The 21,792-nt window shown below is 65.3% G+C and carries 20 protein-coding genes; 9 read left to right on the forward strand and 11 right to left on the reverse strand.

The features are described 5' to 3' along the window. Positions 1-18: 18 nt before the first annotated feature. Positions 19-1,512: a leucyl aminopeptidase gene (locus tag ABC728_RS23940; RefSeq protein WP_416619988.1), complete on the reverse strand. Its 1,494-nt coding sequence runs from the start codon at positions 1,510-1,512 to the stop codon at positions 19-21. A gap of 225 nt (positions 1,513-1,737) precedes the next feature. Here ABC728_RS23940 and lptF point away from each other — a divergent pair, with 225 nt between their 5' ends. From lptF to rsmA, 5 genes are read left to right on the forward strand one after another with little or no spacing between them, the layout of a single operon-like run. Next, a complete protein-coding gene (lptF, locus tag ABC728_RS23945) occupies positions 1,738-2,868 on the forward strand; it encodes an LPS export ABC transporter permease LptF (RefSeq protein WP_416619989.1) in 1,131 nt (376 codons plus the stop codon). Between the two features lie 4 nt (positions 2,869-2,872). Continuing rightward, positions 2,873-3,967, forward strand: a complete 1,095-nt coding sequence (gene lptG, locus ABC728_RS23950; RefSeq protein WP_416619990.1) for an LPS export ABC transporter permease LptG — start codon at positions 2,873-2,875, stop codon at positions 3,965-3,967. Between the two features lie 53 nt (positions 3,968-4,020). Further along, complete coding sequence (locus ABC728_RS23955) at positions 4,021-5,337, forward strand: peptidylprolyl isomerase (RefSeq protein ID WP_416619991.1); 1,317 nt, start codon at positions 4,021-4,023, stop codon at positions 5,335-5,337. Between the two features lie 17 nt (positions 5,338-5,354). Continuing rightward, complete coding sequence (gene pdxA / locus ABC728_RS23960; RefSeq protein WP_416620032.1) at positions 5,355-6,374, forward strand: 4-hydroxythreonine-4-phosphate dehydrogenase PdxA; 1,020 nt, start codon at positions 5,355-5,357, stop codon at positions 6,372-6,374. Further along, on the forward strand, positions 6,371-7,219 hold the full coding sequence (rsmA, locus tag ABC728_RS23965; RefSeq protein ID WP_416619992.1) for a 16S rRNA (adenine(1518)-N(6)/adenine(1519)-N(6))-dimethyltransferase RsmA: 849 nt from the start codon (positions 6,371-6,373) through the stop codon (positions 7,217-7,219). The genes pdxA and rsmA overlap by 4 nt, the downstream gene beginning before the upstream one ends. Positions 7,220-7,250: 31 nt before the next feature. Here the strand turns inward: rsmA and ABC728_RS23970 are convergent, their stop codons facing one another. After that, positions 7,251-7,478, reverse strand: coding sequence for a 2TM domain-containing protein (locus tag ABC728_RS23970; protein ID WP_416619993.1), 228 nt, complete (start codon positions 7,476-7,478; stop codon positions 7,251-7,253). Between the two features lie 138 nt (positions 7,479-7,616). Between ABC728_RS23970 and ABC728_RS23975 the strand changes: the two genes are divergently transcribed. Beyond that, positions 7,617-8,939 carry a tetratricopeptide repeat protein gene (locus tag ABC728_RS23975; RefSeq protein WP_416619994.1) on the forward strand — a complete coding sequence of 441 codons (1,323 nt, stop codon included), beginning with the start codon at positions 7,617-7,619 and terminating at the stop codon, positions 8,937-8,939. Positions 8,940-9,304: 365 nt separating this feature from the next. On the opposite strand, the gene ABC728_RS23980 is transcribed toward ABC728_RS23975, so the two are convergent. The 3 genes from ABC728_RS23980 to ABC728_RS23990 all read right to left on the reverse strand — a co-directional run bounded on the left by ABC728_RS23980 (position 9,305) and on the right by ABC728_RS23990 (position 12,755). Further along, positions 9,305-9,967 carry a helix-turn-helix domain-containing protein gene (locus ABC728_RS23980; protein WP_445376520.1) on the reverse strand — a complete coding sequence of 221 codons (663 nt, stop codon included), beginning with the start codon at positions 9,965-9,967 and terminating at the stop codon, positions 9,305-9,307. A gap of 553 nt (positions 9,968-10,520) precedes the next feature. Next, positions 10,521-10,745 (reverse strand): hypothetical protein, encoded by a 225-nt coding sequence (locus ABC728_RS23985; RefSeq protein WP_416619996.1) that lies wholly within the window; start codon positions 10,743-10,745, stop codon positions 10,521-10,523. Between the two features lie 93 nt (positions 10,746-10,838). Further along, positions 10,839-12,755, reverse strand: coding sequence for a lytic transglycosylase domain-containing protein (locus tag ABC728_RS23990; protein WP_416619997.1), 1,917 nt, complete (start codon positions 12,753-12,755; stop codon positions 10,839-10,841). Positions 12,756-12,884: 129 nt separating this feature from the next. Between ABC728_RS23990 and dapA the strand changes: the two genes are divergently transcribed. Both dapA and smpB read left to right on the forward strand, forming a co-directional pair. Further along, positions 12,885-13,760: a 4-hydroxy-tetrahydrodipicolinate synthase gene (gene dapA / locus ABC728_RS23995; protein WP_445376521.1), complete on the forward strand. Its 876-nt coding sequence runs from the start codon at positions 12,885-12,887 to the stop codon at positions 13,758-13,760. Positions 13,761-13,833: 73 nt separating this feature from the next. Next, positions 13,834-14,307, forward strand: coding sequence for an SsrA-binding protein SmpB (gene smpB, locus ABC728_RS24000; protein WP_416619999.1), 474 nt, complete (start codon positions 13,834-13,836; stop codon positions 14,305-14,307). Here the strand turns inward: smpB and ABC728_RS24005 are convergent, their stop codons facing one another. Next, positions 14,308-15,132 carry an FkbM family methyltransferase gene (locus ABC728_RS24005; RefSeq protein WP_416620000.1) on the reverse strand — a complete coding sequence of 275 codons (825 nt, stop codon included), beginning with the start codon at positions 15,130-15,132 and terminating at the stop codon, positions 14,308-14,310. Positions 15,133-15,367: 235 nt separating this feature from the next. Here ABC728_RS24005 and ABC728_RS24010 point away from each other — a divergent pair, with 235 nt between their 5' ends. After that, the gene (locus tag ABC728_RS24010; protein WP_416620001.1) at positions 15,368-16,462 is read left to right on the forward strand and encodes an extracellular solute-binding protein; all 1,095 of its coding nucleotides are present in this window, start codon (positions 15,368-15,370) and stop codon (positions 16,460-16,462) included. A 61-nt stretch (positions 16,463-16,523) separates the two neighbouring features. Here ABC728_RS24010 and ABC728_RS24015 read toward each other — a convergent pair whose 3' ends face one another. From ABC728_RS24015 to hfq, 5 genes are all read right to left on the reverse strand, one after another. Next, entirely contained in the window at positions 16,524-17,651 is a 1,128-nt protein-coding gene (locus ABC728_RS24015; protein WP_416620002.1) for an aldose epimerase family protein, read from the reverse strand. Positions 17,652-17,753: 102 nt separating this feature from the next. Then, positions 17,754-19,295, reverse strand: a complete 1,542-nt coding sequence (locus ABC728_RS24020) for a CYTH and CHAD domain-containing protein (RefSeq protein WP_416620003.1) — start codon at positions 19,293-19,295, stop codon at positions 17,754-17,756. A 76-nt stretch (positions 19,296-19,371) separates the two neighbouring features. Continuing rightward, positions 19,372-20,190, reverse strand: coding sequence for an inositol monophosphatase family protein (locus tag ABC728_RS24025; protein ID WP_416620004.1), 819 nt, complete (start codon positions 20,188-20,190; stop codon positions 19,372-19,374). After that, complete coding sequence (gene hflX, locus ABC728_RS24030) at positions 20,187-21,506, reverse strand: GTPase HflX (protein WP_416620005.1); 1,320 nt, start codon at positions 21,504-21,506, stop codon at positions 20,187-20,189. The genes ABC728_RS24025 and hflX overlap by 4 nt, the downstream gene beginning before the upstream one ends. Position 21,507: 1 nt before the next feature. Continuing rightward, positions 21,508-21,759 carry an RNA chaperone Hfq gene (gene hfq / locus ABC728_RS24035; RefSeq protein WP_416620006.1) on the reverse strand — a complete coding sequence of 84 codons (252 nt, stop codon included), beginning with the start codon at positions 21,757-21,759 and terminating at the stop codon, positions 21,508-21,510. Between the last annotated feature and the right edge of the window lie 33 nt (positions 21,760-21,792).

The raw sequence follows: 21,792 nt of genomic DNA on the forward strand, positions 1-21,792 counted from the left end.
GCCCCTAATCGGGGGATTTTACCCCTCGTAATGGGTGGCGACCAGCTTATCCAGCAGGCGCACGCCGAAGGCCGTGGCCCCCTTCGGCACCATCCCCTTGTCGGCGCGGGACCAGGCCGTGCCGGCAATGTCCAGATGCGCCCAGGGGACCTTGTTCACGAAGCGCTGCAGGAACTGCGCCCCGATGATGGAACCGGCATTCATGGGGCGGCCGATATTCTTCATATCGGCCACATCGCTGTCGATATCCTTGTCATAGGCGGGCGACAGGGGCAGACGCCACAGCTTCTCACCCGTGGCCAGACCAGCTTCCACCAGCTTGGCCGACAGCGCGTCATCGTTGGAGAACAGGCCCGCATGCTCGTTGCCCAGGCTGACGATGACGGCACCGGTCAGGGTGGCCAGATCGACCATGAACTGGGGCTTGAACTGGTCTTGCGTGTACCAGAGGGCATCGGCCAGCACCAGCCGGCCCTCGGCGTCGGTGTTCAACACCTCGATCGTCTGGCCCGACATGGTGGAAACGACATCGCCGGGGCGCTGGGCATTGCCATCCGGCATGTTCTCGGCCAGGGCCACGACGCCCACGGCGTTGACCTTGGCCTTGCGGCCGGCCAGCACGGCCATCAGGCCGATGACGGTGCCGGAACCGCCCATATCCCACTTCATGTCATCCATATTGGCAGCGGGCTTGATGGAGATGCCGCCCGTGTCGAAGGTGATGCCCTTGCCCACGAAGGCGACGGGCGCGGCATCCTTGGCCCCGCCATTCCATGTCATCACCACCAGTCGCGGCGGCTTGACCGAGCCCTGGCCCACGCCCAGAAGCGCGCCCATGCCCAGCTTTTTCATCTTCTTCTCGTCCAGGACCTCGACCTCAAGGCCCAGCTTGGACAATTCCACGCAGCGGTCGGCCAGCGTCTCCGGATAGATGGTGTTGGGCGGCTCGGACACGACGTCGCGCGTCACGAAGATACCCTCGGCCACCTTCTCCAGCTTTTCCCACACCTTCTTGGCGGCCTTGGCCGCGCCGGTCTGCACGGTCAGCTTCTTGACCGACGGCTTCTTGTCGTCGGTCAGCGTCGTGCGGTACTTGTCGAAGCGGTAGGAACGCAGGACAGCACCGAAGGCCAGTTCGGCCGCCATCTCGCCGGCATCGCCGGCCAGACCATCATGGCTGTCCAGCACCACGGCCAGATCGGCCTCCCCGGCATTCTGCACGGCGGCATAGGATGCAGCACCGGCGCCGTTGGCGGTATTGGCGCCGAACTCGCCCGCGGCACCGATTCCCACCAGCAGCAGGCGCGCCACATCCAGACCCGGCGGGGCTACCAGATTCAGCACCTCCTCCGCCTTGCCGCTGAAGCGGCCCTGCGCCATGGCGCGGGTCAGGAAGCCACCGGACTTCTGGTCAATCTCCCCGCCCAGGGCACCCAGGGCGCGGTCGGCGGCAACGGTGACAGCCAGGATGCCCGATTTGGGCAGGCCGGGCGAGGCGAAGGCGATCTTCATTCCGGGTCTCTCTTTTTGTGCATCCGGCACCCGGTGGGCGCCGGCGGTTGTGTGCATGGCAGGGAGTTGATAAAGAACAGCCTCGGACCCATGTCAAGGTTGGGCTGGGCCAAAAACCGTCGGCCCGCCACGATCAGGACGCAATCACCCGTTACGGGCTATTTTACCCGTCATCGGGTATGCTCCGGCTTGGGACCGGCCCTGTGACCGGTCTTTTTGGATAAGATGAACCAGATCAACCGATACCTTTTCCGCAATCTGGTCGTCGCCACGCTGGTGGTGACGGTGGCGCTGTCGGCCGCCATCTGGCTGACCCAATCGCTGCGCCTGGTCGAACTGGTCGTCGATGGCGGGGCGGGTTTCGGTGTCTTCCTGCATCTGGCGGTCCTGTCGCTGCCCACCTTCCTGTCGCTCGTCCTGCCCTTCGGCGTGCTGGCCGCCGTGCTGTTCACCTATAACAAGCTGACGCAGGAGAGCGAGCTGGTGGTGATGCGTGCCGCCGGCCTGGGCCCGGTGGCCCTGGCGCGGCCCGTGCTGCTGCTGGCGGCCATCGTTTCCCTGCTCTGCTACCTGCTGTCCATGTATCTGGGCCCGGCGGCCCAGCGCGAGCTTATATCCCTGCGCCAGTCGGTGCGGTCCGACATGTCGGTCGCCCTGCTGCGCGAGGGCACGTTCAACGAGATGGGCGACGACCTGACCATCTATGTCCGCGACCGGCTGCCGGACGGCACCTTGCAGGACATCCTGATCCATGATCAGCGGCAGGAAGGGGTGACCACGACGGTGGTCGCCGCCAGCGGCACGCTGACCGACAGCGACGGCGTGCCCCGGGTCCTGGTCAATGACGGCACGCAGAGCAAATATACCGCCGCCACGGGCAAGACCGAGTGGCTGGAGTTCGAGCGTTATGCCATCGACCTGCTGACCCTGCGCCGCGAATTGCCGGCCCGGTGGACGGAGCCGCGCGAGCGGACCATGGCGGAACTGTGGACCCCGCGCAACGATGCGACCGACCAGCGGTTCAGCGGCCGCATCCGGGCGGAGTTGCACAACCGTCTGGCCTCGCCTTTGCTGGCCCTGTCCTTCGCCGTGATTGCGCTGGCGGCGCTGTTGCCGGGCGAATTCTCTCGCCGCGGCCAGACCCGTCGCATCACGATCGCCGCCGTGGGAGGACTGGTGCTTCAGGCCGCCGTGCTGGGAATCGTCAACCTGATCGGCAAGGTGCCGGCGCTGACGGCACTGTTGTATCTGGCGGTGCTGGCCCCGCTTCCCATCGGTCTCTGGCTGCTGCTACGCCCGGGCCAGGGAAGGCCAAGAGCCACGGCACACACACCCGCCCCCTCGCCGGGAGGATGAGAATTTGCGCCTGACCTCCACGCTTTCCGGCTATATCGGCCGGCAGTTCCTGCTCTGGTTCGGGGCCGGCCTGGCGTCGCTGCTGGCGCTCGTCTATCTTCTGGATACGGTGGAACTGCTGCGCCGCGCCGCCAACCGGCCGGAAGCGGGCTTCGACGTGATCGTGACCATGGGGCTGCTGAAACTGCCGGAGATCGGGCAGGAGGTCTTCCCCTTCGTCGTGCTGTTCGGTGCCATGTACACGTTCTGGCGGCTGACGCGGACGCAGGAACTCGTCGTGGCGCGGGCCAGCGGCATCAGCGTCTGGCAGTTCACCTTCCCTGTGCTGGCCTGGGCCATCATCATCGGCCTGGTGCTGATCATGGTGCTCAACCCCATCTTTGCTGCCATGCTGACCCGGTTCGAACGCATGGAGAACCGGTATCTTCGGGGTCAGACATCCTCCTTCGTGGTCGGACGGTCGGGTCTGTGGCTGACCCAACTGACCGAAGAGGGGGCCTATCGCATCCATGCCAATTCGGTGGTGCCCGGCACGGTTGAGATGCGGCAGGTGACGGTTCTGCTCTCCACGCCGGCCAACCGGCTGTCGGCGCGGATGGATGCGGCCTCGGCCGTGCTGACACCCGGTCACTGGGACCTGACCGAGGTCTGGTACAACAAGCCCGGCGAACCGGCCAGGTTCCTGGCCCGCTACCGCCTGCCCACCGAACTGACCGAACAGCGCATCCAGGACAGTTTCGCCCCGCCCGACACCTTGTCCTTCTGGGCCCTGCCCGGCTTCATCGACACGCTGGAGAAGACGGGCCTGTCCAGCGTGCGCCACCGGCTTTATTGGCACACGCTGCTGGCGCAACCCGCCTTCTATGCCGCCATGGTGCTGCTGGCCGCCGCCTTTTCGCTGCGGCAGATGCGCGGCGGCGGTACGCTGACCCTGGTCACCGGCGGCATCATCAGCGCGCTGGTGCTGTTCATCCTGAAGGATGTCATCGTGGCGCTGGGACTTTCGGGTGCCGTGCCCGTGCTGCTGGCCGCCTGGGGGCCGGCGGGCGTGACGGCGCTGCTGTCCATGGCGGCACTGCTGCATACGGAGGATGGTTGAAACACCGGTAGATTTTGCCTTTGCCCGTGCAAGCCTCTATAAGACCCCCTGCAATGACCGAGACAGTGATCCGATCGACCATGAAAAGCATAGCGCGTCCGGCCCTGCTGATGGCCACCGCCCTCACCTTCGCTGTTCTGGCTGGCCCCTCTGCCGCCTGGGCGCAGGCCGCGCAGGGGGCGCAGGTCCCGTTGAGCCGTATCGCCGCCGTGGTCAATGAGGAGCCGATCACCGTCGCCGACGTCGAGGGGCGCCTGCAGCTCGCCATCGTCTCGTCCGGATTGCCGGACAATCCGGAGACCCGCCAGCGCCTGCTGCCGCAGGTTCTGCGCCTGCTGACGGACGAGGCGCTGCAGATCCAGGAAGCGCGGGAGCGCAACCTGACCGTCACCGAGGATGAGTTGACGGACGACCTCGAAGCGGCGGCCAACCGCAACCGGATGGATCTGGAGCAGTTGCGCAGCGCCCTGGAACAGGCAGGCGTGCCCTGGACCACCATGCGACAGCAGATGCTGGCGCAGATCGCCTGGGGCAAGGTGGTGCAGCGCGTCGTGCGCCAGCAGGTCAACGTGCCCGACAGCGAGGTCAATGCCTTTATCGAGCGTATCCGCGCCAATGCCGGCAAGCCGGAATACCATGTCGCGGAAATCTTCCTGGCCGTCGACACCAATACGAACGAGGCCGAGGTTCAGCGCCTTGGCGAGCGGCTGGTCGAACAGATCGGCCGTGGCGCCAATTTCTCCGCCGTGGCGGCCCAGTTCTCCCAGTCGGCCGGCGCCGCACAGGGCGGCGACCTGGGCTGGATCCAGCAGGGACAGTTGGAAGAGAACCTGGACCGCGCGCTGCAGCAGATGACGCCCGGCCAGTTCTCACGGCCCATCCGCGGGGCCGCCGGCTATCATATCCTGTGGCTGCGTGAACAGCGCATCGTCGCGGCCGGCGATCCGAAGAACATCCAGGTGGCCATCAGCCAGTTCGTCGTCCCCTTCGCCGATGAAAGCCAGCAGAACGCCGCGTTCGAAGCCGCCAAGCAGGTGAGCGAGCAGGCCCGCGGCTGCGAGGCGCTGGAACAGGCCACGCAGGCCGTGCCGGGCGCCCAGGTCTTCAGCCAGCCCTTGAGCCGGCTTGGTGACGTTCCCGAGCAGATCGCGGCATTGGTCGGTTCGCTGGGTGTGGGCCAGGCGACGGCGCCATTGATGACCGATCGCGGCGCCATGCTGCTGATGGTCTGCGACCGTGTCGTGCCCGAGGGCAGCCTGCCCCCGGCCGATCAGGTGCGCTCCGCCCTGTTCCAGGAGCGCATGGACCTGCAGCAGCGTCGTTATCTGCGCGACCTGCGCCGTCAGGCCACGATCGAAACCCGCATGTGATCCGGGGGGCGGCCATGATGGCGGCACCGCTGGGTCTGACGATGGGGGAGCCGGCGGGCATCGGCGGCGACATTGCCCTGAAGGCCTGGACTCAGCGGGAAACGGCGCAGGTTCCGCCCTTCGTGCTGCTGGATGATCCGGCCCGGATCGCGGTCCTTGCGGCGCGACTGGGCCTGGACGTGCCGCTTCGCATCGTCACGGAAGGTGATCTCGACACGGCTAACGGCCTTTTCGCGCACAGCCTTCCGCTGCTGCCCGTGGAACTGACCGCCCCCGTCACGCAGGGCCGGCCGGACCCGGCCAACGGCCCCGCGGTGATCCAGTCCATCGACCATGCTGTCGCCCTGGCCCGCCGCGGCGCGCTGGCGGGTGTGGTGACCAACCCCATCCAGAAAAGCGCGCTTTACGCCTGCGGCTTCCGCTGGCCGGGCCACACCGAATATCTGGCGCATCTGGCGGGTCTGCCTGACGATGGCACGGTGATGCTGCTGGAAGGCGGCGGCCTGCGCGTCGTGCTGGCCACCATCCATGTCGCCGTGAAGGATGTGCCGGCCTGCCTGACGGCGGATGCCATCCTGCATGTCGCCCGCGTCACGGCCGCCGCCCTGACGGATGATTTCGGCATCACCCGGCCACGACTGGCCGTGGCGGCGCTCAACCCCCATGCCGGCGAGGATGGCGCCATGGGGCGGGAGGAAATCGAGATCATCGCCCCGGCCGTTGCCGCCCTGCAGGCCGCGGGCATCGACGCCACCGGTCCCTTCCCCGCCGATACGCTGTTCCATGCCGGCGCGCGGGCACGGTACGATGCGGTGGTCTGCATGTATCACGACCAGGGATTGATCCCGTTGAAGACGCTGGATTTCGACACGGGCGTCAATATAACCCTGGGCCTTCCCTTCGTGCGCACCTCTCCCGACCATGGCACGGCGCTGTCGCTGGCCGGAACGGGACAGGCCAGCGCCTCCAGCCTGATCGCCGCCCTGCATGCGGCCAGCCGCATTGCCGCCCGCCGGCGCGAAAATGGATCGACATGACCGACGGACGCGACCTGTCCCATCTGCCCCCCCTGCGCGAGGTGATCGCCACCCATGATCTGGCCGCCAAGAAGGCGTTCGGCCAGCATTTTCTGCTGGACCTGAACGTCACCCGGCGCATCGTGCGCGAGGCGGGTGATTTCACGGGCGTGCATGTGGTGGAGGTGGGGCCCGGACCCGGCGGGCTGACCCGCGCCCTGGTCGAAAGCTCCGCTGCCAGCGTCACGGCGGTGGAACGCGATCCGCGCTTCGCCGCTGCCCTGGCCGATGTCGTTGCCGCCTCTGCCGGCCGGCTGCGGCTGGTGGAAGCCGACGCGCTGACCGTGGACCCTGTGGATCTGGTCCCGGGGCCGCGCGCCGTGGTGTCCAACCTGCCCTACAATGTCGGCACGCCACTGCTGATCGGCTGGCTTCGGCGGATCGGGGAATACCGGTCGCTGACCCTGATGTTCCAGAAGGAGGTCGCGGACCGCATCGTGGCCGGCGTGCGCACCGACGCCTATGGCCGGCTGTCCGTCATGGCCCAGTGGCTGGCGGAATGCCGCACGCTGTACGATCTGCCGGCCCGCGCCTTCACGCCGCCGCCCAAGGTCGACAGCGCCGTGGTCCACCTGACCCCGCGCGAACGCCCGGCCGATGATCCCGACTTCGCCAGCATGGAAGCGCTGGTGGGTGCCGCCTTCGGCCAGCGGCGCAAGATGCTGCGTGCCAGCCTGAAATCGGTGATCCGGGAGCCGGAACCGCTGCTGCTGTCCGTCGGTATCGCCCCGACGGCCAGGGCGGAGGAAATCAGCGTGGCCGGCTTCGTCGCCCTGGCCAGGGCCTGGCTGGCGGCGCGCGCCTGACAACCGGTCCCATCCGCCAGTCAAACCCGGTTCAGGCGCCGGACGGCCGGTCGAACAGCCCCATGGCATAGGCCGTGTGCAGCGCTAGCGGAGCCATCCAGGCCACCAGCGGATAGAAGAACCAGACCCGGTCCGGCGTCAGCATGAAGTTGAGCGGCACAAGCACCACCGCGGCCAGGAGATAGGCCAGCAGGTGGTTCAGCAACTGGCTGCGCCGCCGCTTCACGGTGGGGTGACTATCGGGCAACGGGTCTGCCATGTTCCTGTCCTTGCTGTTTGCCGTTCGGGCGCCAGCCCCTACCATAACGGGAACGGCGACAGGGCCAAGCGCGAACTTGATTGATGGCGGCCAGGCAGGCAAAGATGGCGAAAGCCCTTATGGATCAAAGCCAAGACCATGGACATCAATCGCCTGTTTGCCGATGCCGTCGCCCATCAGAATGAAGGCCGGTGGGCCGAGGCTGCGGCCCTTTACCGCAAGATCGACAAGGCGCGGCCGGGGCTGGGGCCTGTGAACTGGAACCTGGGCATTGTGCTGAAGGCACAGGAACAGTGGGATGACGCCCTGCGTGCCTTTGAGAAGGCGGACAAGGCCGGTGGCGATTTCCGTGGCCTGCTGTTCAATATCGGGCTTTGCTGGCAGAAGCTGGGCCGGATGGAGGCTGCCGCCAAGGCGTTCGAGAAGGCCGTGGCGGCGGAGCCCGACGACCATGTCGGTCTTTTCAACTTGGCTGCCGCCTATCGCGAGCTGGACCAGTTGGAGAAGGCAGTAGCCGCCGTGGACAGGTCGCTGGCGCTGAACCCCGATTTTGTCGAAGCGCAATTGCTGCAATCAAAGCTGCGGACCCGCATGCTGCCCATCTGGCACGTGCCCATGGTGAATGATGCCCCCCGCAATGATGCCTACGAAGCCGCCATCAAGGCACAGGTCCGGCCGGGCGATCTGGTGCTGGAGATCGGCACCGGTTCCGGCCTGCTGGCCATGATGGCAGCCCGGGCCGGCGCCACCGTCGTAACCTGCGAGGCTGTGCCCTGGATCGCGGAAACGGCCCGTGCCGTCATTGCCGCCAACGGCCTGTCCGACCGGGTCACGGTGGTCAACACCCTGTCGACAGCCCTGCAGGTGGGTGACGTGTTGCCGCGCCGGGCCGACATATTGCTGTCAGAGATCGTGGCCAGCGATTTCCTGTCCGAGCGGATCATCCCGGCCGTGGCGGACGCTCGCGCCCGCCTGCTCCGGCCGGATGCCCGCATCCTGCCGGAACGCGGCGGCGTGCGGTGTGCCCTGGCTGGCGGTGATATTCTGGAACGGCATCTGTTCACCGGGCCGACCAACGGTTTCGACCTGACCCCCTTCAACCGGCTTTACCCGCGTACCGTGCGCTATGATGCGCGCACCGTACAGCCCGTGGCCCTGTCTTCCGCCATCGATCCGTTCAGCTTTGATTTCACGGCCGGACCGGTGCCGCTTTGCGAGCAGGTCCGCTTCAGCCTGACAGCGAACGCCATCGGCCACTGCGTGGCCTTGGCCCAATGGGTCTGGCTGGATTTCGGCAAAGGTATCCTTTTCGAAAACAGCCCCTTCGTGGACAGCCCGGCCAGCGGCTGGCAGCCGGGTTTCTTCCTGCCGCCCGCCCCCTTCCCGGTCTCTCCCGGAAAGGTTGTCGACATCGACGGTTACCATGACAGCTACAATGTTTGGCTGTCCTTTCGTCCTTAGCGCCTGTCAGGAAATTTTCATTTTACTTCGATGCTTTATACTATTCTGACACTTATCCGTATCTGCATTGATCAGACCCTATGGCCCTGATCAATGCATCCCTCATGCGCCGGGCGCCGCCATCCGGCGGCTGGGCTTGCGCGCGCGTGGACGCGCGGGCGCTCAACGCGCCGCTCGTGCGGCGTCGCCCGCGCCAACGAATGGTGGCGCCGGCAATTGAGGGCGGTGACCAGAACCAATAGGTTCTGGTCACCGCAAAATAGGATAAGGTATGAGGGGGCTCATCACCTTGTTTCCTAGGTGATAAAAAAAGCCCCGGCGATGACATCATCGCCGGGGCCGGGAAACAGCAGGACGGAAAAGGATCAATCCTTTTCGCCTTCATTGTAGTCGCGGATATCGGCAGGGTCCCAAACGGCACCACGGCGACGGCGATTGGCATTGCTGGCCGCGCTTGGGGCGGCAGCGGCCTTCGGCTGCCGTTTCGTCCCCGGAACCGGCCCGCGCCGGCGCGGCGCTTCCATCGCCATCGGCGTGGCAGGACTTTCCTCCGGGGTGGCCGTATATTGACGGTTTGCGGCGGCGGCGGCCGCCGCCTCCTCGTCATAGCCGGCATTGGGAGAAACGGCCCGCAGCAGGGATCCGACAGCGTCCGCCACCTCTTCCGGTGCGGATTTCCAGGCGCGCAACAGGTCCAGTTCGCGACGGGACAGGATGGGGGACGATCCCTCAGCCGTGGCCGCGAAGCTTTCCGGCGGCCGGCGCATGTCGGGCACGTCCAGGCCATCGAAGAAGAAAGTCAGCGGAACGTCGAGAATATCCGCCAAACGGTACAGCTTTCCAACGGAAACCCTATTGGAACCCCGTTCGTATTTCTGGACTTGCTGGAAAGTAATACCCAGCGCCTTTGCCAGATCAGACTGACTCATCCCTAAAAGGCCGCGACGAAGCCTGATACGGCCAGCCACGTGATTCTCGATCACTGTCTCCAGCGCAGCAACGGCTGCGTTTTTGCTTCGTCTCGGCATAGAACCCTATTGCCCCCTCTGCGCATTCTTACGCCCATGCTCTTTCAAGCCATCAGCCCGAAAACAGGGCAAATCCCTAACATTCCTATGCAGAACAATCGGACATTTCCGCTTGCTGGTCAAATCAACGGTCAGCCTGCACTGCGTCCCGCCGACTGTCACAACCTCAACCACGCACTGCTTCATGCCATCGTATGGCAATATTAGCAGTTTCATTGAGACTGTCCATAACTTGTATGCCATATCCCAAAAAGCGAAACAGGCTTAGCTAAAGATTAACGCAAAATAAGATAAAATTTGGTGCGTTTCTGGCCACCCCCAAAGAGAAATAAGGGGTTGCGCGACAATTATTACTACTGGGAGTTTAAAAACGCTTTTTTGCGTTTCCTTTTTTGGCTCCGGTCGCCCGAACCATCGCGCCCTGGGGATTTCTCCATCCTTATTGCCGTAAGGGCCCAGGATGTCAACGACGCCGAATCGCTCAACGCCCCGCCTTTCGGCAAGGAATCGAGCTACCCCGAAAATGTCACAGGTATGCCGGGAACAAACCGCCCTAAGCCGCGTTTCCGATCTGGTCGGGAAGCATGATGGCGGCGATTTCACCGTAGGTCTGTCGTTCCGCCCGCAAAACCATCAGCCATTCCCGTAAACTTTCATGGACGAAGCAATGATGGGGCTGGGATAATTCCGCTTCCGTATCGTTGATCAGCCTGTCCAATAAACGGGCATGGACAAACGCGGCCTGACGAATATGGGCATCGACAGTGAAATCCGGCATCGGAGCACTCCGGGCGACAAGATGAAACGACGGGATATCATCACCCGTCACCCGGCTTTTTGCGTGCGAAAATAGGGATTAGCACTTTCGTGCTCAGCCGTTGGTAGAAGCTCCCCTATCCAGGTCTGTCGTCATACGGCTGGGCGTACCGCCAAGGCGCGCACGGTACAGATGTATGTTTTCCAGAACGCGCTGTACATAGTTGCGCGTCTCGTAGATCGGCATGGTTTCGATCCAGTCGATGACGTCCACGCCATTCCCCCGCGGGTCGCCGAAGGCCCTCAGCCAGCCATTCACCCGGCCGGGCCCGGCATTGTAGGCCGCGATGGCCAGGACATAAGAACCGCCGAAACGGTCGATCATGTCCGCCAGATAGATGGAGCCGATCTCGACATTGTGCCTTGGATCGGTCAGCAGCCGGTCGGCGGTATGCCGCTTAAGCCCCTGCTGCTTAGCGACACCGCCCGCCGTGGCGGGCATGACCTGCATCAGGCCGCGGGCGCCGGCCGAACTGACGGCATCTGTCTTGAAATTGCTCTCCTGCCGTATGATGCCGTGGATCAGCGCCGCCTCCGGCCGGGAGGGGGGCTTGCCGGGCAGCAGCGGGAACCCCTCCCCCGCCAGCACGAAACCATCCTGCCAGGCCGCGCGCGAGGTGATGACGGCCAGATCGGGCCGCTTGATACGGTTGGCCAGATCGCCGATCAGCCGGTAATTCTCACCGGTCCGGGCATCCACGGTCAATTTACGCAGGAACAGGGCCACACGATCACTGTCCGCCCCCTCGATACGGGTCAGCAGTTCCACGACGCGCACCATCTCCTGACGCTCGAACGCCTTGCGGTGATCATCGGTGACTTCCGGTTGTGCGGGCAGGGTGCTGCCGGCAGGAAGGTCCAGATGGTCCGATGCCAGCAACCCATAGAAAGTGCCGCCATAGCTGGTCGCCGTCTGGAACCATTGGGTGGAACGCTGCCTGTCCCCCATCTCCGCCAGCGCACGGCCGGCCCAATAGGCGCCGCGCGACTTGCTGAGCGGTGAACTGGTCCCCCGGAACAGCGCCTCGAAATGCTTCAAGGCGGCTTCCGGCTTGTCCAGGCGGCGCAGCGCCAGCCATCCGGCCAGAAATTCCGCCTGCGCGAACGCCAGCCCATCCTTGGCCGCGTGGGCCGCCACGACATCATAGGCCCGCTTGAACTTGCCTTGCTCCATCAGGCGGCGGGCCAGGATATGGCGCTCCACCCACCATTCCGCCGTGCGCTGTTCCTCCGCCGGGCGCTTGACGGCCAGCAGCTCCAGTGCGCCGTCATCCATATCCTTGCGCCGGCGCCAGCGCGTGCGTTCATAAGCCAGGGCGGCATCGCCGGCCAGGACCGCCGGCACGCGCCGGACAGCACCATCCACGCCGGGCGACATGGCGGCCAGCGCGATCCGTGCTTCCGCGAGGGACCGCTGACCACCACTGACCAGCGGCATGACCCGCCGCGCCTCGTCGGTCCGGCCAGCCCACAAAAGGCGATCCAGCCGGGCCACATGGTCTTCCGGGCGCAGCAGGCTGACATACCGGCCGCGGAAATCCCGTTCCTCCACCGCGCCGAAGGAGCCATTGACATAGCGGTCACGGACCAGCGCGATGGCCTTGTCCGACGCCTTCGTCTCCATCAGCGCCACGATGTAGCGATCGAATCCGGCATGGGTCAGGGGCGCATTACGCTCAAACCACGCCCTGACATCCGGAGAGGAAAGGGTTGCCGGCATCCGGGCCTCGGCATTGCGCCGCAGGGCCGCCTGGTTCGGCCAGTCCGGATGACGGGCCATGAAGGCCACCAGCGCCTCCCAACTGGCATCGGTATTGGGCCGCGTCAGGTCGATCCAGAGCAGCACCTGCGCCGGCAACGCCTCCTTGGCACGCCGCGCCGCATGGTGCGCCTCCTCCAGCCGGCCGCGATCGGCGGCGCTGAAAGCCTGCTTGTAGATGGCAATGTCGGAAGAGCTGATCGCCCATGCCATGCCGGGCGCCCCGAGCCCGATCCCAAGGCAAAGCAGCATCGCCGCCAGGGCACGGCCTGCCAGCTTGTTTCGGGGATTGGGGCTGATTAATGTTCGCGCCTTCATTGGTTCTGACCGGAGTGTCCCGCCATGTTCAAGGGTTCCATCGTCGCATTGATCACGCCTTTTCGCGACGGGAAGGTGGATGAGCCCGCCTTCCAGGACTTTGTGGACTGGCAGATCAAACAGGGGACGCACGGGGTTGTTCCGGTCGGGACGACCGGCGAGTTGCCCACCCTTTCGCATGAAGAACATCGTATCGTCATCTCCCTGGCGGTGGAGGTGGCCAATGGCCGCGTCCCCGTCATCGCCGGTACCGGTTCCAATTCGACGGAAGAGGCCATCGCCCTCACCCGCCATGCCAAGCAGATCGGCGCCGACGCCGCCCTGATCGTGACACCTTATTACAATAAGCCGTCGCAGGAAGGCCTTTATCAACATTACAAGGCCATCCACGATGCTGTCGACCTGCCGATCATCATCTACAATATTCCCGGCCGCAGCGTCATCGACATGAGCGTTGCGACCATGGCACGGCTGGCCAAGCTGCCGAACATTGTCGGCGTGAAGGATGCGACTGCCGATCTGGTCCGCCCCCTGCGCACGCGGGTGGAGATCGGCCCCGATTTCTGCCAGCTTTCGGGTGAGGATGGCACGGCAGCGGCCTTCCTGGCCCAGGGTGGCGTGGGCTGCATCTCCGTTACGGCGAATGTGGCGCCGGCCCTGTGCGCGCAGATGCAGAATGCCTGGGCCACCGGCAACATGACGGAGATGGCCCGCATCCGCGACCTGCTGATGCCACTGCACCATGCCATGTTCGTGGAGACCAGCCCCGCCCCGGTGAAATACGCCGCCAGTCTGCTCGGCAAGTCCACCCCGGACGTGCGCCTGCCGCTGGTCCCCTGCTCTGCCGAGGGGCGTGCCGTCGTGGAGGATGCGATGCGCAAGGCCGGCCTGATCAACTGACTTCATTGAACTCCACGGAACGTCCCCCCATAACAGGGGGGACGTTTTCTTTTGGGATCGGATCACACCGGCAATGGCGAACAACGCGCCCGAGCGCAAAATGGCGGCACAGAACCGCCGGGCCCGCTTCGACTACTTCATCGAGGATACGATCGAGGCCGGCATCATGCTGACCGGCACGGAGGTCAAATCATTGCGGGGCGGCAAGGCTTCCATCCTGGAAAGCTATGCCGGCGATGTCGGGGGCGAGCTGTTCCTGATCAATTCCTACATCCCCGAATACGGGCAGGCCGGCGCCTGGCTGCAGCATGACCCGAAGCGCCCGCGCAAGCTGCTGGTCCGCAAGCGCGAGTTGGAGCGCATGTTGAACGCCATCGCCCGCCAGGGCATGACCCTGGTGCCCATGTCCATCTATTTCAACGACCGTGGCAAGGCCAAGGTCGAGATCGGCATCGCCAAGGGCAAGAAGAAGGGCGACAAGCGCGAGACGGAGAAGGAACGCGACTGGCAGCGCGACAAGGCCCGCCTGATGCGCGCGCGGGGGTGATCACCCCCGCTCGAACAGCCAGTTCATGCGGCTGTCCCCGAAGGCGCGGTAACCCGCCGCCTTCAGCCGGCCGAGAAGGTCGCCGCCCCAGCTTTCCTGCGAACGCTCGATGATGATGACACGCGGCCACAGGCTTTCCGGGGCCGCCGCGAAGAAGGGCAGCAGGGCCTTGTCCTCCGCCCCTTCAATGTCGATCTTCAGAACGTCGATGCCGGTGACCCCGGCCCCCCCCAGCACGTCCAGCAACGGGCGCACCCGAACGGGCGTGCTGGCCCCGCCATGGTCGCGGACCAGGGACGAGCCCCCCAGGTTGGAATTGTCCAGATAAAGGCCCAGCACCCCTTCCTCCGCCCCGATCGCGCAATCGACATGGGTGATGGCGGCGTCGGTCCGGTTGATGGACAGGTTGAAGCGCAGCCGCCGCGCCGCCTCCGGCCCCGGTTCGATGGCCAGGATGCGGCCGGCCGGCCCCAGCAGGCGAGCCGCATTCAGAGTATAAAGCCCGACATTGGCGCCGATATCGACAAAGGTGCCGTCACGCGGCAACCGGTCGGCCAGAAGCGCCATTTCCGCCGGATCGAAAAATTGCGGCATGAACAGGAACTTGCGCTCCCCGACATTATCGTCGGGATAAAGGCGCAGATTGATGCCGCGGACCGCTACATCGAATACCGGCCCCTGGAGCAGCATGGCCACGCGCCGCAGCCACAGGGCCAGCCGCCGGCCCATCGGCGTCAACGGCTGCGCCTGGCAGAAGCCGATAAGGGCGCGGGGCAGCGTACCGGGCGCGTGAAAGCCGAAAGGGGCTGCGGGATCATGGCGCAAGGGTGCGGTCTCCGCTTCCGTGAAGCTGGTTTGTGGAACGGGCTGTGATGCTTATGCCACAAGCGGGCGGCGGGCTGCATCCCCTTATGCCGCAATGCAAATCCATCTTCATTGACAAGGCGGCAACCACTATGTGCAATGCGTGGCGTCCAGGGTGCCGCTGGCAGGCGGCATCTGTCATCCCGGTGCGGTCCCCGTGTGGTGCGGGGCGTCCGATCTGATTGGGGGGTCCTTGATGAAGATGAAGCAGGTGATTGGCGCCATCGGCATGGTTGCCGCCGTCGCCCTTGGCCATTCGGCCATGGCCCAGGAAAAGAAGGTCAACATCTACAACTGGGCCGACTATATCGGCGAGACGACGCTGGACGATTTCACGAAGGCGACCGGCATCCGCACGCAGTATGACGTCTTCACCGATCTGGAAACCCTGGAATCGAAGCTGCTGGTCGGCAATTCCGGCTATGACGTGGCCGTGCCGACCGCCGAGCCGACGATGCGCAAGCTGATCCAGGCCGGGGCCATCCAGAAGCTGAACAAGGCCCTGATTCCCAATCTGAAGCATGTCGATCCCGCCCTGATGAAGCTGGTCCAGTCGACGGACCCCGGCAATGAATATGGCGTCATCTATCAATGGGGCACCATCGGCATCGGCTACAATGTCGAGAAGGTGAAGGAGCTGCTGCCCGACGCCCCGACCGATAGCTGGCAACTGGTCTTCAATCCGGAGAACGCCAAGAAGCTGGCCGCCTGCGGTATCGTCTTCCTGGACAGCCAGACCGATGTCATGCCGTCGGTGTTCCAGGCGATCGGCCTTGACCCCAATACCGAAAGCTCGGAAGACACCAAGAAGGCGGAAGAGGCGATGCTGGCCATCCGCCCCTATATCAAGACCTTCGCGCCGTCCATCATCGACCCGCTGGCGACGGGCAATGCCTGCGTGGCCGTGGGCTATTCGGGTGACGTGTTCCAGGCCGCGGCCCGTGCGGCCGAGGCCGAGGCGAAGTTCACCATCGAATATTCCATCCCCAAGGAAGGGGCGCAGGTCTGGTTCGACGTGGCCACCATCCCGGCCGGCGCCAATGTCGAAACCGCCAGCGCCTTCATCAACTATGTGCTGGAACCGAAGGTCATGGCCGGTATCAGCGACTATGTCGCCTATGCCAACGCCGTCCCGGCCTCCTGGCCGCTGATGGACCCGGAAGTGGCCAAGAACCCGGCCATCTTCCCCCCGGCCGACGTGATGGCCAAGATGTTCACCGTGACCCAGATCAGCCAGAAGGCCGAGCGCGAGCGTACCCGGTCCTGGACGCGGATCAAGACGCGCCGCTGAGCGGCCGCGTCGGGTTGACTTGAGGGGCAGCCGCCGGCGGAACCATCCGCCGGCGGCTTTTTCATATCGTCATGAAACGATATTCGCTGCGCGAGCGGAAGACATGGCCCGGCCGCAGAAGAGTGGACGGAAATTCAGGCCGGTTGGGACTGTCCTGGAAATGCTGGGGTTCCAGGCACACACCACAATGCGGCCGGTAGACCACGCCGCCACGCCCCACCATATCCAGACTGTTGGCCGTGAAAAGCTGAACCCCGGGCTCGGTCGTCCATAATTCCATGGCCCGGCCGCTATCCGGATGTTCCAGGCGCGCGGCGCGGCGCATAGATCGCCCGGCCATCCCTCTGATCTCGAAACAATGATCATAGCCGCCGCCGATGCGCATCTGCTCCTCTGTCGCGGCGATATCACGGCCCAGGGGCTTGGGCTGCCGGAAATCCAGCGCGGTGCCGGCCACAGACCTATATTCACCCGTCACCAGTTTGTCCGGCCCGAACGGGGTGAACCGGTCCGCCTCCACCATCAGCAGATGATCATGGATGAGTGCGCCCGGCACGCCCGACAGGTTGAAATAGCTGTGATGGGTTGGGTTCAGCACGGTGGGCCGGGTCGTGCGCGCCTGAAAATCCAGGCAAAGGCGATTGTCGTCGGTCAGGCTATAAGTCACATCGATGGTCAATTCCCCAGGGAAACCCTGATCACCATCGGCACTCACCAGGGTCAGGCGCAAGGCTGCCCCCGTGGCCGCGGCGCGTGCCTGCCAGTTACGCCTGGCAAATCCGATCGGGCCACCATGGGAGGAATGGCGGCTGTTCCCGGTTTCCAGCCGCACCTCCCGTCCATCCAGCATGAAACGGCCGTTGGCGATCCGGCCGGCATAGCGACCGACCGTCGTGCCGAAATTGCGCGAGCGGGTACGATAGGCCTCCAGATCGTCCAGCCCCAGCACCATCTCCGCCAGCCGCCCGTTGCGGTCGGGCATGGTGAGGCTGGTCACCGCCGCGCCATAGGTCATCACCCGCGCCACGGCACCACCGGCATTGGCCAGGGTGTAAAGGGTCACCCCCTCTCCATCCGGCAACTGGCCGAACGGTGAGGCCGTCACCGTTCCCCGCCGGGTCATGCCAGGGGCACAACCGGCGAGCGGCAGGCTGGACAGGCCTAGCAGCATTTGACGGCGCGACAGCATCCTGCGGCACTCCCCCATCGGTAACCGGTGTCAATTTGACACTCACCGGCCCGTTCAGGCAAGGGAGACGGGGAAAGCCCCCTTATCAAAACCGCAGACCCGTCAGGCGGCGGACAGACCGGTGCCAGCGTTGATGAAGGTTGTCCACAGCGGCGGCAAGGGTTTCAATGCGCTGGCAGCGCGCTTGCGCAGTGCCAGCGCCGGTCCCTCCTGGCCGATTTCGTCCAGCATTTCCGCCGCTTTCATATCATCGGCCACCTGCTTCAACGGATCACGCAGCGCCTCCACCGCGCGCAGCAACGGCGCCACCCGCTCCGGCGGCCAGACGGCGCGGCAGAAATCCAGCGCGTAGCGCAGCTTGCGCAAGCGCTTGTGCGCCTTTACCGCCGTATCAACATCGTCGGGAAGCCCGGCCGAGCGCACCTTATCCAGCCGCACTCGCAGCATATCGCCGGCAATTTCGGCCAGCGTCGTGCCGAAGGGACAGCCATGCGGTTGGGCCGCCCAGTCACCGCCTTCCAGCCAGGCCGCGAAATCAAGCTGCCAGCCCGTCCAGTTCGGCGCCTCCAGCAGGTTCAGCGCCTTGTCCAGCGCCTTGGCCCGTGCCGTCGAGACGGCACCCACGGCACCGCGCCGGGTTTCCGGCGGCAATTCTGTCAGGGCGACCGCCACCTTCTGCCAGTCCCGCGCCCGTTCCAGCCGACGGCCAAGACGGCGCAGCCTGTCACGCAGTTCATCACCCTGGTCGGTATGGATCAGGTCGGCGAACAGGCCATAGCCCGTGTTCAACCGGCGCACGGCCGATGCCATCTCCCGCAAGGCAGCAGCATCGCCCATGCCGTCGCTGAAGGCGGGCTGGTTATCCAGCAGGTGGGCCAAGCCGTTGCGGCCGATATGGCGGAAAGCCTCCGTCACGGTCGTGATGGGAGAGATGCCCAGCGGGCGCACGGGATGGGCCCGCGGCTGCGCCCCCGTCAGCAAGGCCAGACCCTGATCGGCCTTGCTGCGCGTGGACAGGCGCAACGGGATGCGACCATGGATTTCCGCGGCCAGGCGGAACAGGTCCGCCACCTGTCCCTGGATCAGTTCCAGTTCCACCTCGCTGATGGTCAGGCGGGCCGATGGGGTGCCGTCAGGCGCCATGACCTGTGCCTGACCCAGGTCCAGTGCCAGTTCGACCCGCCCCTCCGCCCCGACGCGCAGCAGCAGGGCCGTGCGCTGCACATCGGTGGCGAACAGCGGCACCAGTTGGTCCGGCAGGTCGGCCGGCAGCAGTTCGGCCAGATCGCCCCGGCGCAACAGGTCGGCATCCAGCCCGTCACCCTCCACCTGCCACAGCCATTCCCGGCGCACGGCGATGCCGGCACCATCGGCCCCCTCTCCGCTGGCCAGGGTCTTGATGGATTGCTCCCGCTTCATGCCCTGCCGGCGCAGGCGCAGGGCAAGACCGCGCCGGGCCAGCACCAGCCCCGGCGTGTCGTAATAGGTCGTGTGCTGGCGCACGGGATCAGCCTGGCTGACCAGCCTGTCGCGCACGAAGGCCAGCGCGGCGATGCGCGGCAGATCGGCCGGGTCGGCCAGAAGCTTGATCTCCACCTCACGCGCGGGGCGGGGGGATCGGGGGGCCTTGGGCTTTGCGTTCACGCGGCGTGGATTCCGTCGCTGTCTCGATCACGTCTCCGCCACTGACATACCGCAGTGCGGCAAGCGACGGAAGCGTTCACCCCGCCCCGGCAGGCGGAAAAATCAACGCATGCAGATCCGTCCAGGTTTGCGGGTCGGGTGCCAGCAGGATGCCACCCGTCACATCAGCCGGCCCATAGGGGCTGCCATCCCAGCGGGCAACATGGCCGCCCGCCTCCGCGAAGGCCAGGGCACCGGCAGCGTGATCCCAGGGCATGGTGCGGTTGTAAAGGGCGAACTGCCCCTGCCCCGTGACCAGATTGAGATATTCATGACCGGCGCAGAACAGCCGGTAGGTGCCGGCGAACAGGGGGCGAAGGGCTTCGATCCGGGCACGTTCCCCCGGATCGAAGAATTTGGTGGACAGTGAACCGCGCAGGTCCGGCAGCGGCGCCCCCGGCAGGGCGCGCAGCCGCTTGCCCGCCATCCAGGCACCTTCACCCGCCTGTGCGATGGCCATGCGCTTACCCATCGGATCATAGATCCAGCCGGCCAATGTCCGCCCCCCCACCGCCAGGGCCAGCAGAACGGCGAAAACCGGCCTGCCATGGGCGAAATTATAGGTGCCGTCCACGGGATCGATGATCCAGACGGGGTCGGAACCCATGGAAAGGCGGGACAGGATGGCGGGGTCGGCGGCGGCCGCCTCCTCCCCCACCACCAGTGATCCGGGCAGAAGATCGGTCAGGCGGGCGGTCAGCAGCCGCTCGGCCGCCTCGTCCGCCACGGTGACAAGGTCACCCGGCCCCTTCTCGCGGATATCGCCCGCCGCCAGGGTCCGAAACCGCGGCACGATCTCTGCCGCCGCCACCTCCCGCAGGATGGCGGCCACCTTGTCCGGATCGGGCAGGATCATGATGCCAGCGCCTGTTCCTTCGCCCGATAGGGGAAGCGGCCCAGGAATCGGGCCAGATCGGCCGGGTCCAGACCCACGCGCAGATGCGCGCTGGTCTCATCATCTTCCCGGTGCAGCACCTCCCCCTTCCCATAGAGCCAGGCGATTGCGGCACCGTCGGCAACGTCGATATCGATCTCCACCACTTCCCGCCCGGCCACCATGCGGCGGTCGATGGCGTCGAACAGCGTATCGATGCCGGCCCCGGTCAATGCGGAGATGGCGATGCCGCCCGTCCGCCGGGCCTGGCGCAGCAGGGTCTGCCGATCTTCTTCCGGCAGGCGGTCCAGCTTGTTCAGCACCTCCATGACGCGGCCATCGGTCTGGGCGTCGATGCCCAGATCCTTCAGCACCCCCTCCACATCGGCCCGCTGGGCCTCCGTATCGGGATGGGACACGTCGCGGACATGCAGGATGATGTCGGCGGCCATGACCTCTTCCAAGGTGGCGCGGAACGCCTCCACGAGCCCGTGCGGCAGGTCGGAAATGAAGCCCACCGTGTCGGACAGGATGATCTTGCGGTTGGACGGCAGCATGATCGACCGCATGGTGGGGTCCAGCGTGGCGAACAGCAGGTCCTTGGCAAAGACATCCGCACCGGCCATGCGGTTGAAAAGCGTGGACTTGCCCGCATTGGTATAGCCGACAAGCGCCACCACGGGATAAGGCACCTTTTCCCGCGCCTTGCGGTGCAGGCCACGGGTGCGGCGCACCTCCTCCAGTTCGCCTTTCAGCTTGACGATCCGGTCGCTGATCAGGCGGCGATCCATTTCGATCTGGCTTTCGCCGGGACCACCCAGAAAGCCGAAACCGCCACGCTGGCGTTCAAGGTGTGTCCATGACCGGACCAGCCGGGACCGCTGATAGGTCAGCGCCGCCAGTTCCACCTGAAGCTGGCCTTCGCGCGTGCGGGCACGCTTGCCGAAAATCTCCAGAATCAGGCCGGTCCGGTCGATGACCTTCGTCTTCCAATCGCGCTCCAGGTTGCGCTGCTGGATGGGGGAAAGCGGATGGTCGACGATGACCAGACCGATGTCCCCCTCCTCGATCAGGGCAGCCACCTCCTCCACCGCGCCGCCCCCCAGAAGGGTGGCCGGACGCGGGCGGGTCACGCGGATGGTGCGGGCGGCGACGACGTCAAGCTCGATGGCGGCGGCAAGCCCCACCGCCTCATCCAGGCGAGCCTCCGGCTCGCGCGCGTCGTTCCGGTCCTCGGGCAGGACCGGATGCAGGACGAAGGCGCGGGTGGGTGTCCCGCGCCGTTCGCTATCACTCAACTCAGTCGTGGTCAGCCTCCTTGGCCGGCGGGTCGAACAACTGGATCGGATGCGCCGGCATCACGGTGGAAATGGCATGCTTGTAGACAAGCTGCGAATGGGCGTCCCGACGCAGCAGGACGGAGAAATTGTCGAACCAGGTGATGATGCCCTGCAGCTTCACGCCGTTGACCAGGAACACGGTCACCGGTGTCTTGCTCTTTCGGACATGGTTCAAGAACACGTCCTGAACGTTCTGGGATTTTTCTGACATTGGAGCAGCCTCGCTTTTGCTCGGGTTATTGGG

Source organism: Niveispirillum fermenti (assembly GCF_052474395.1).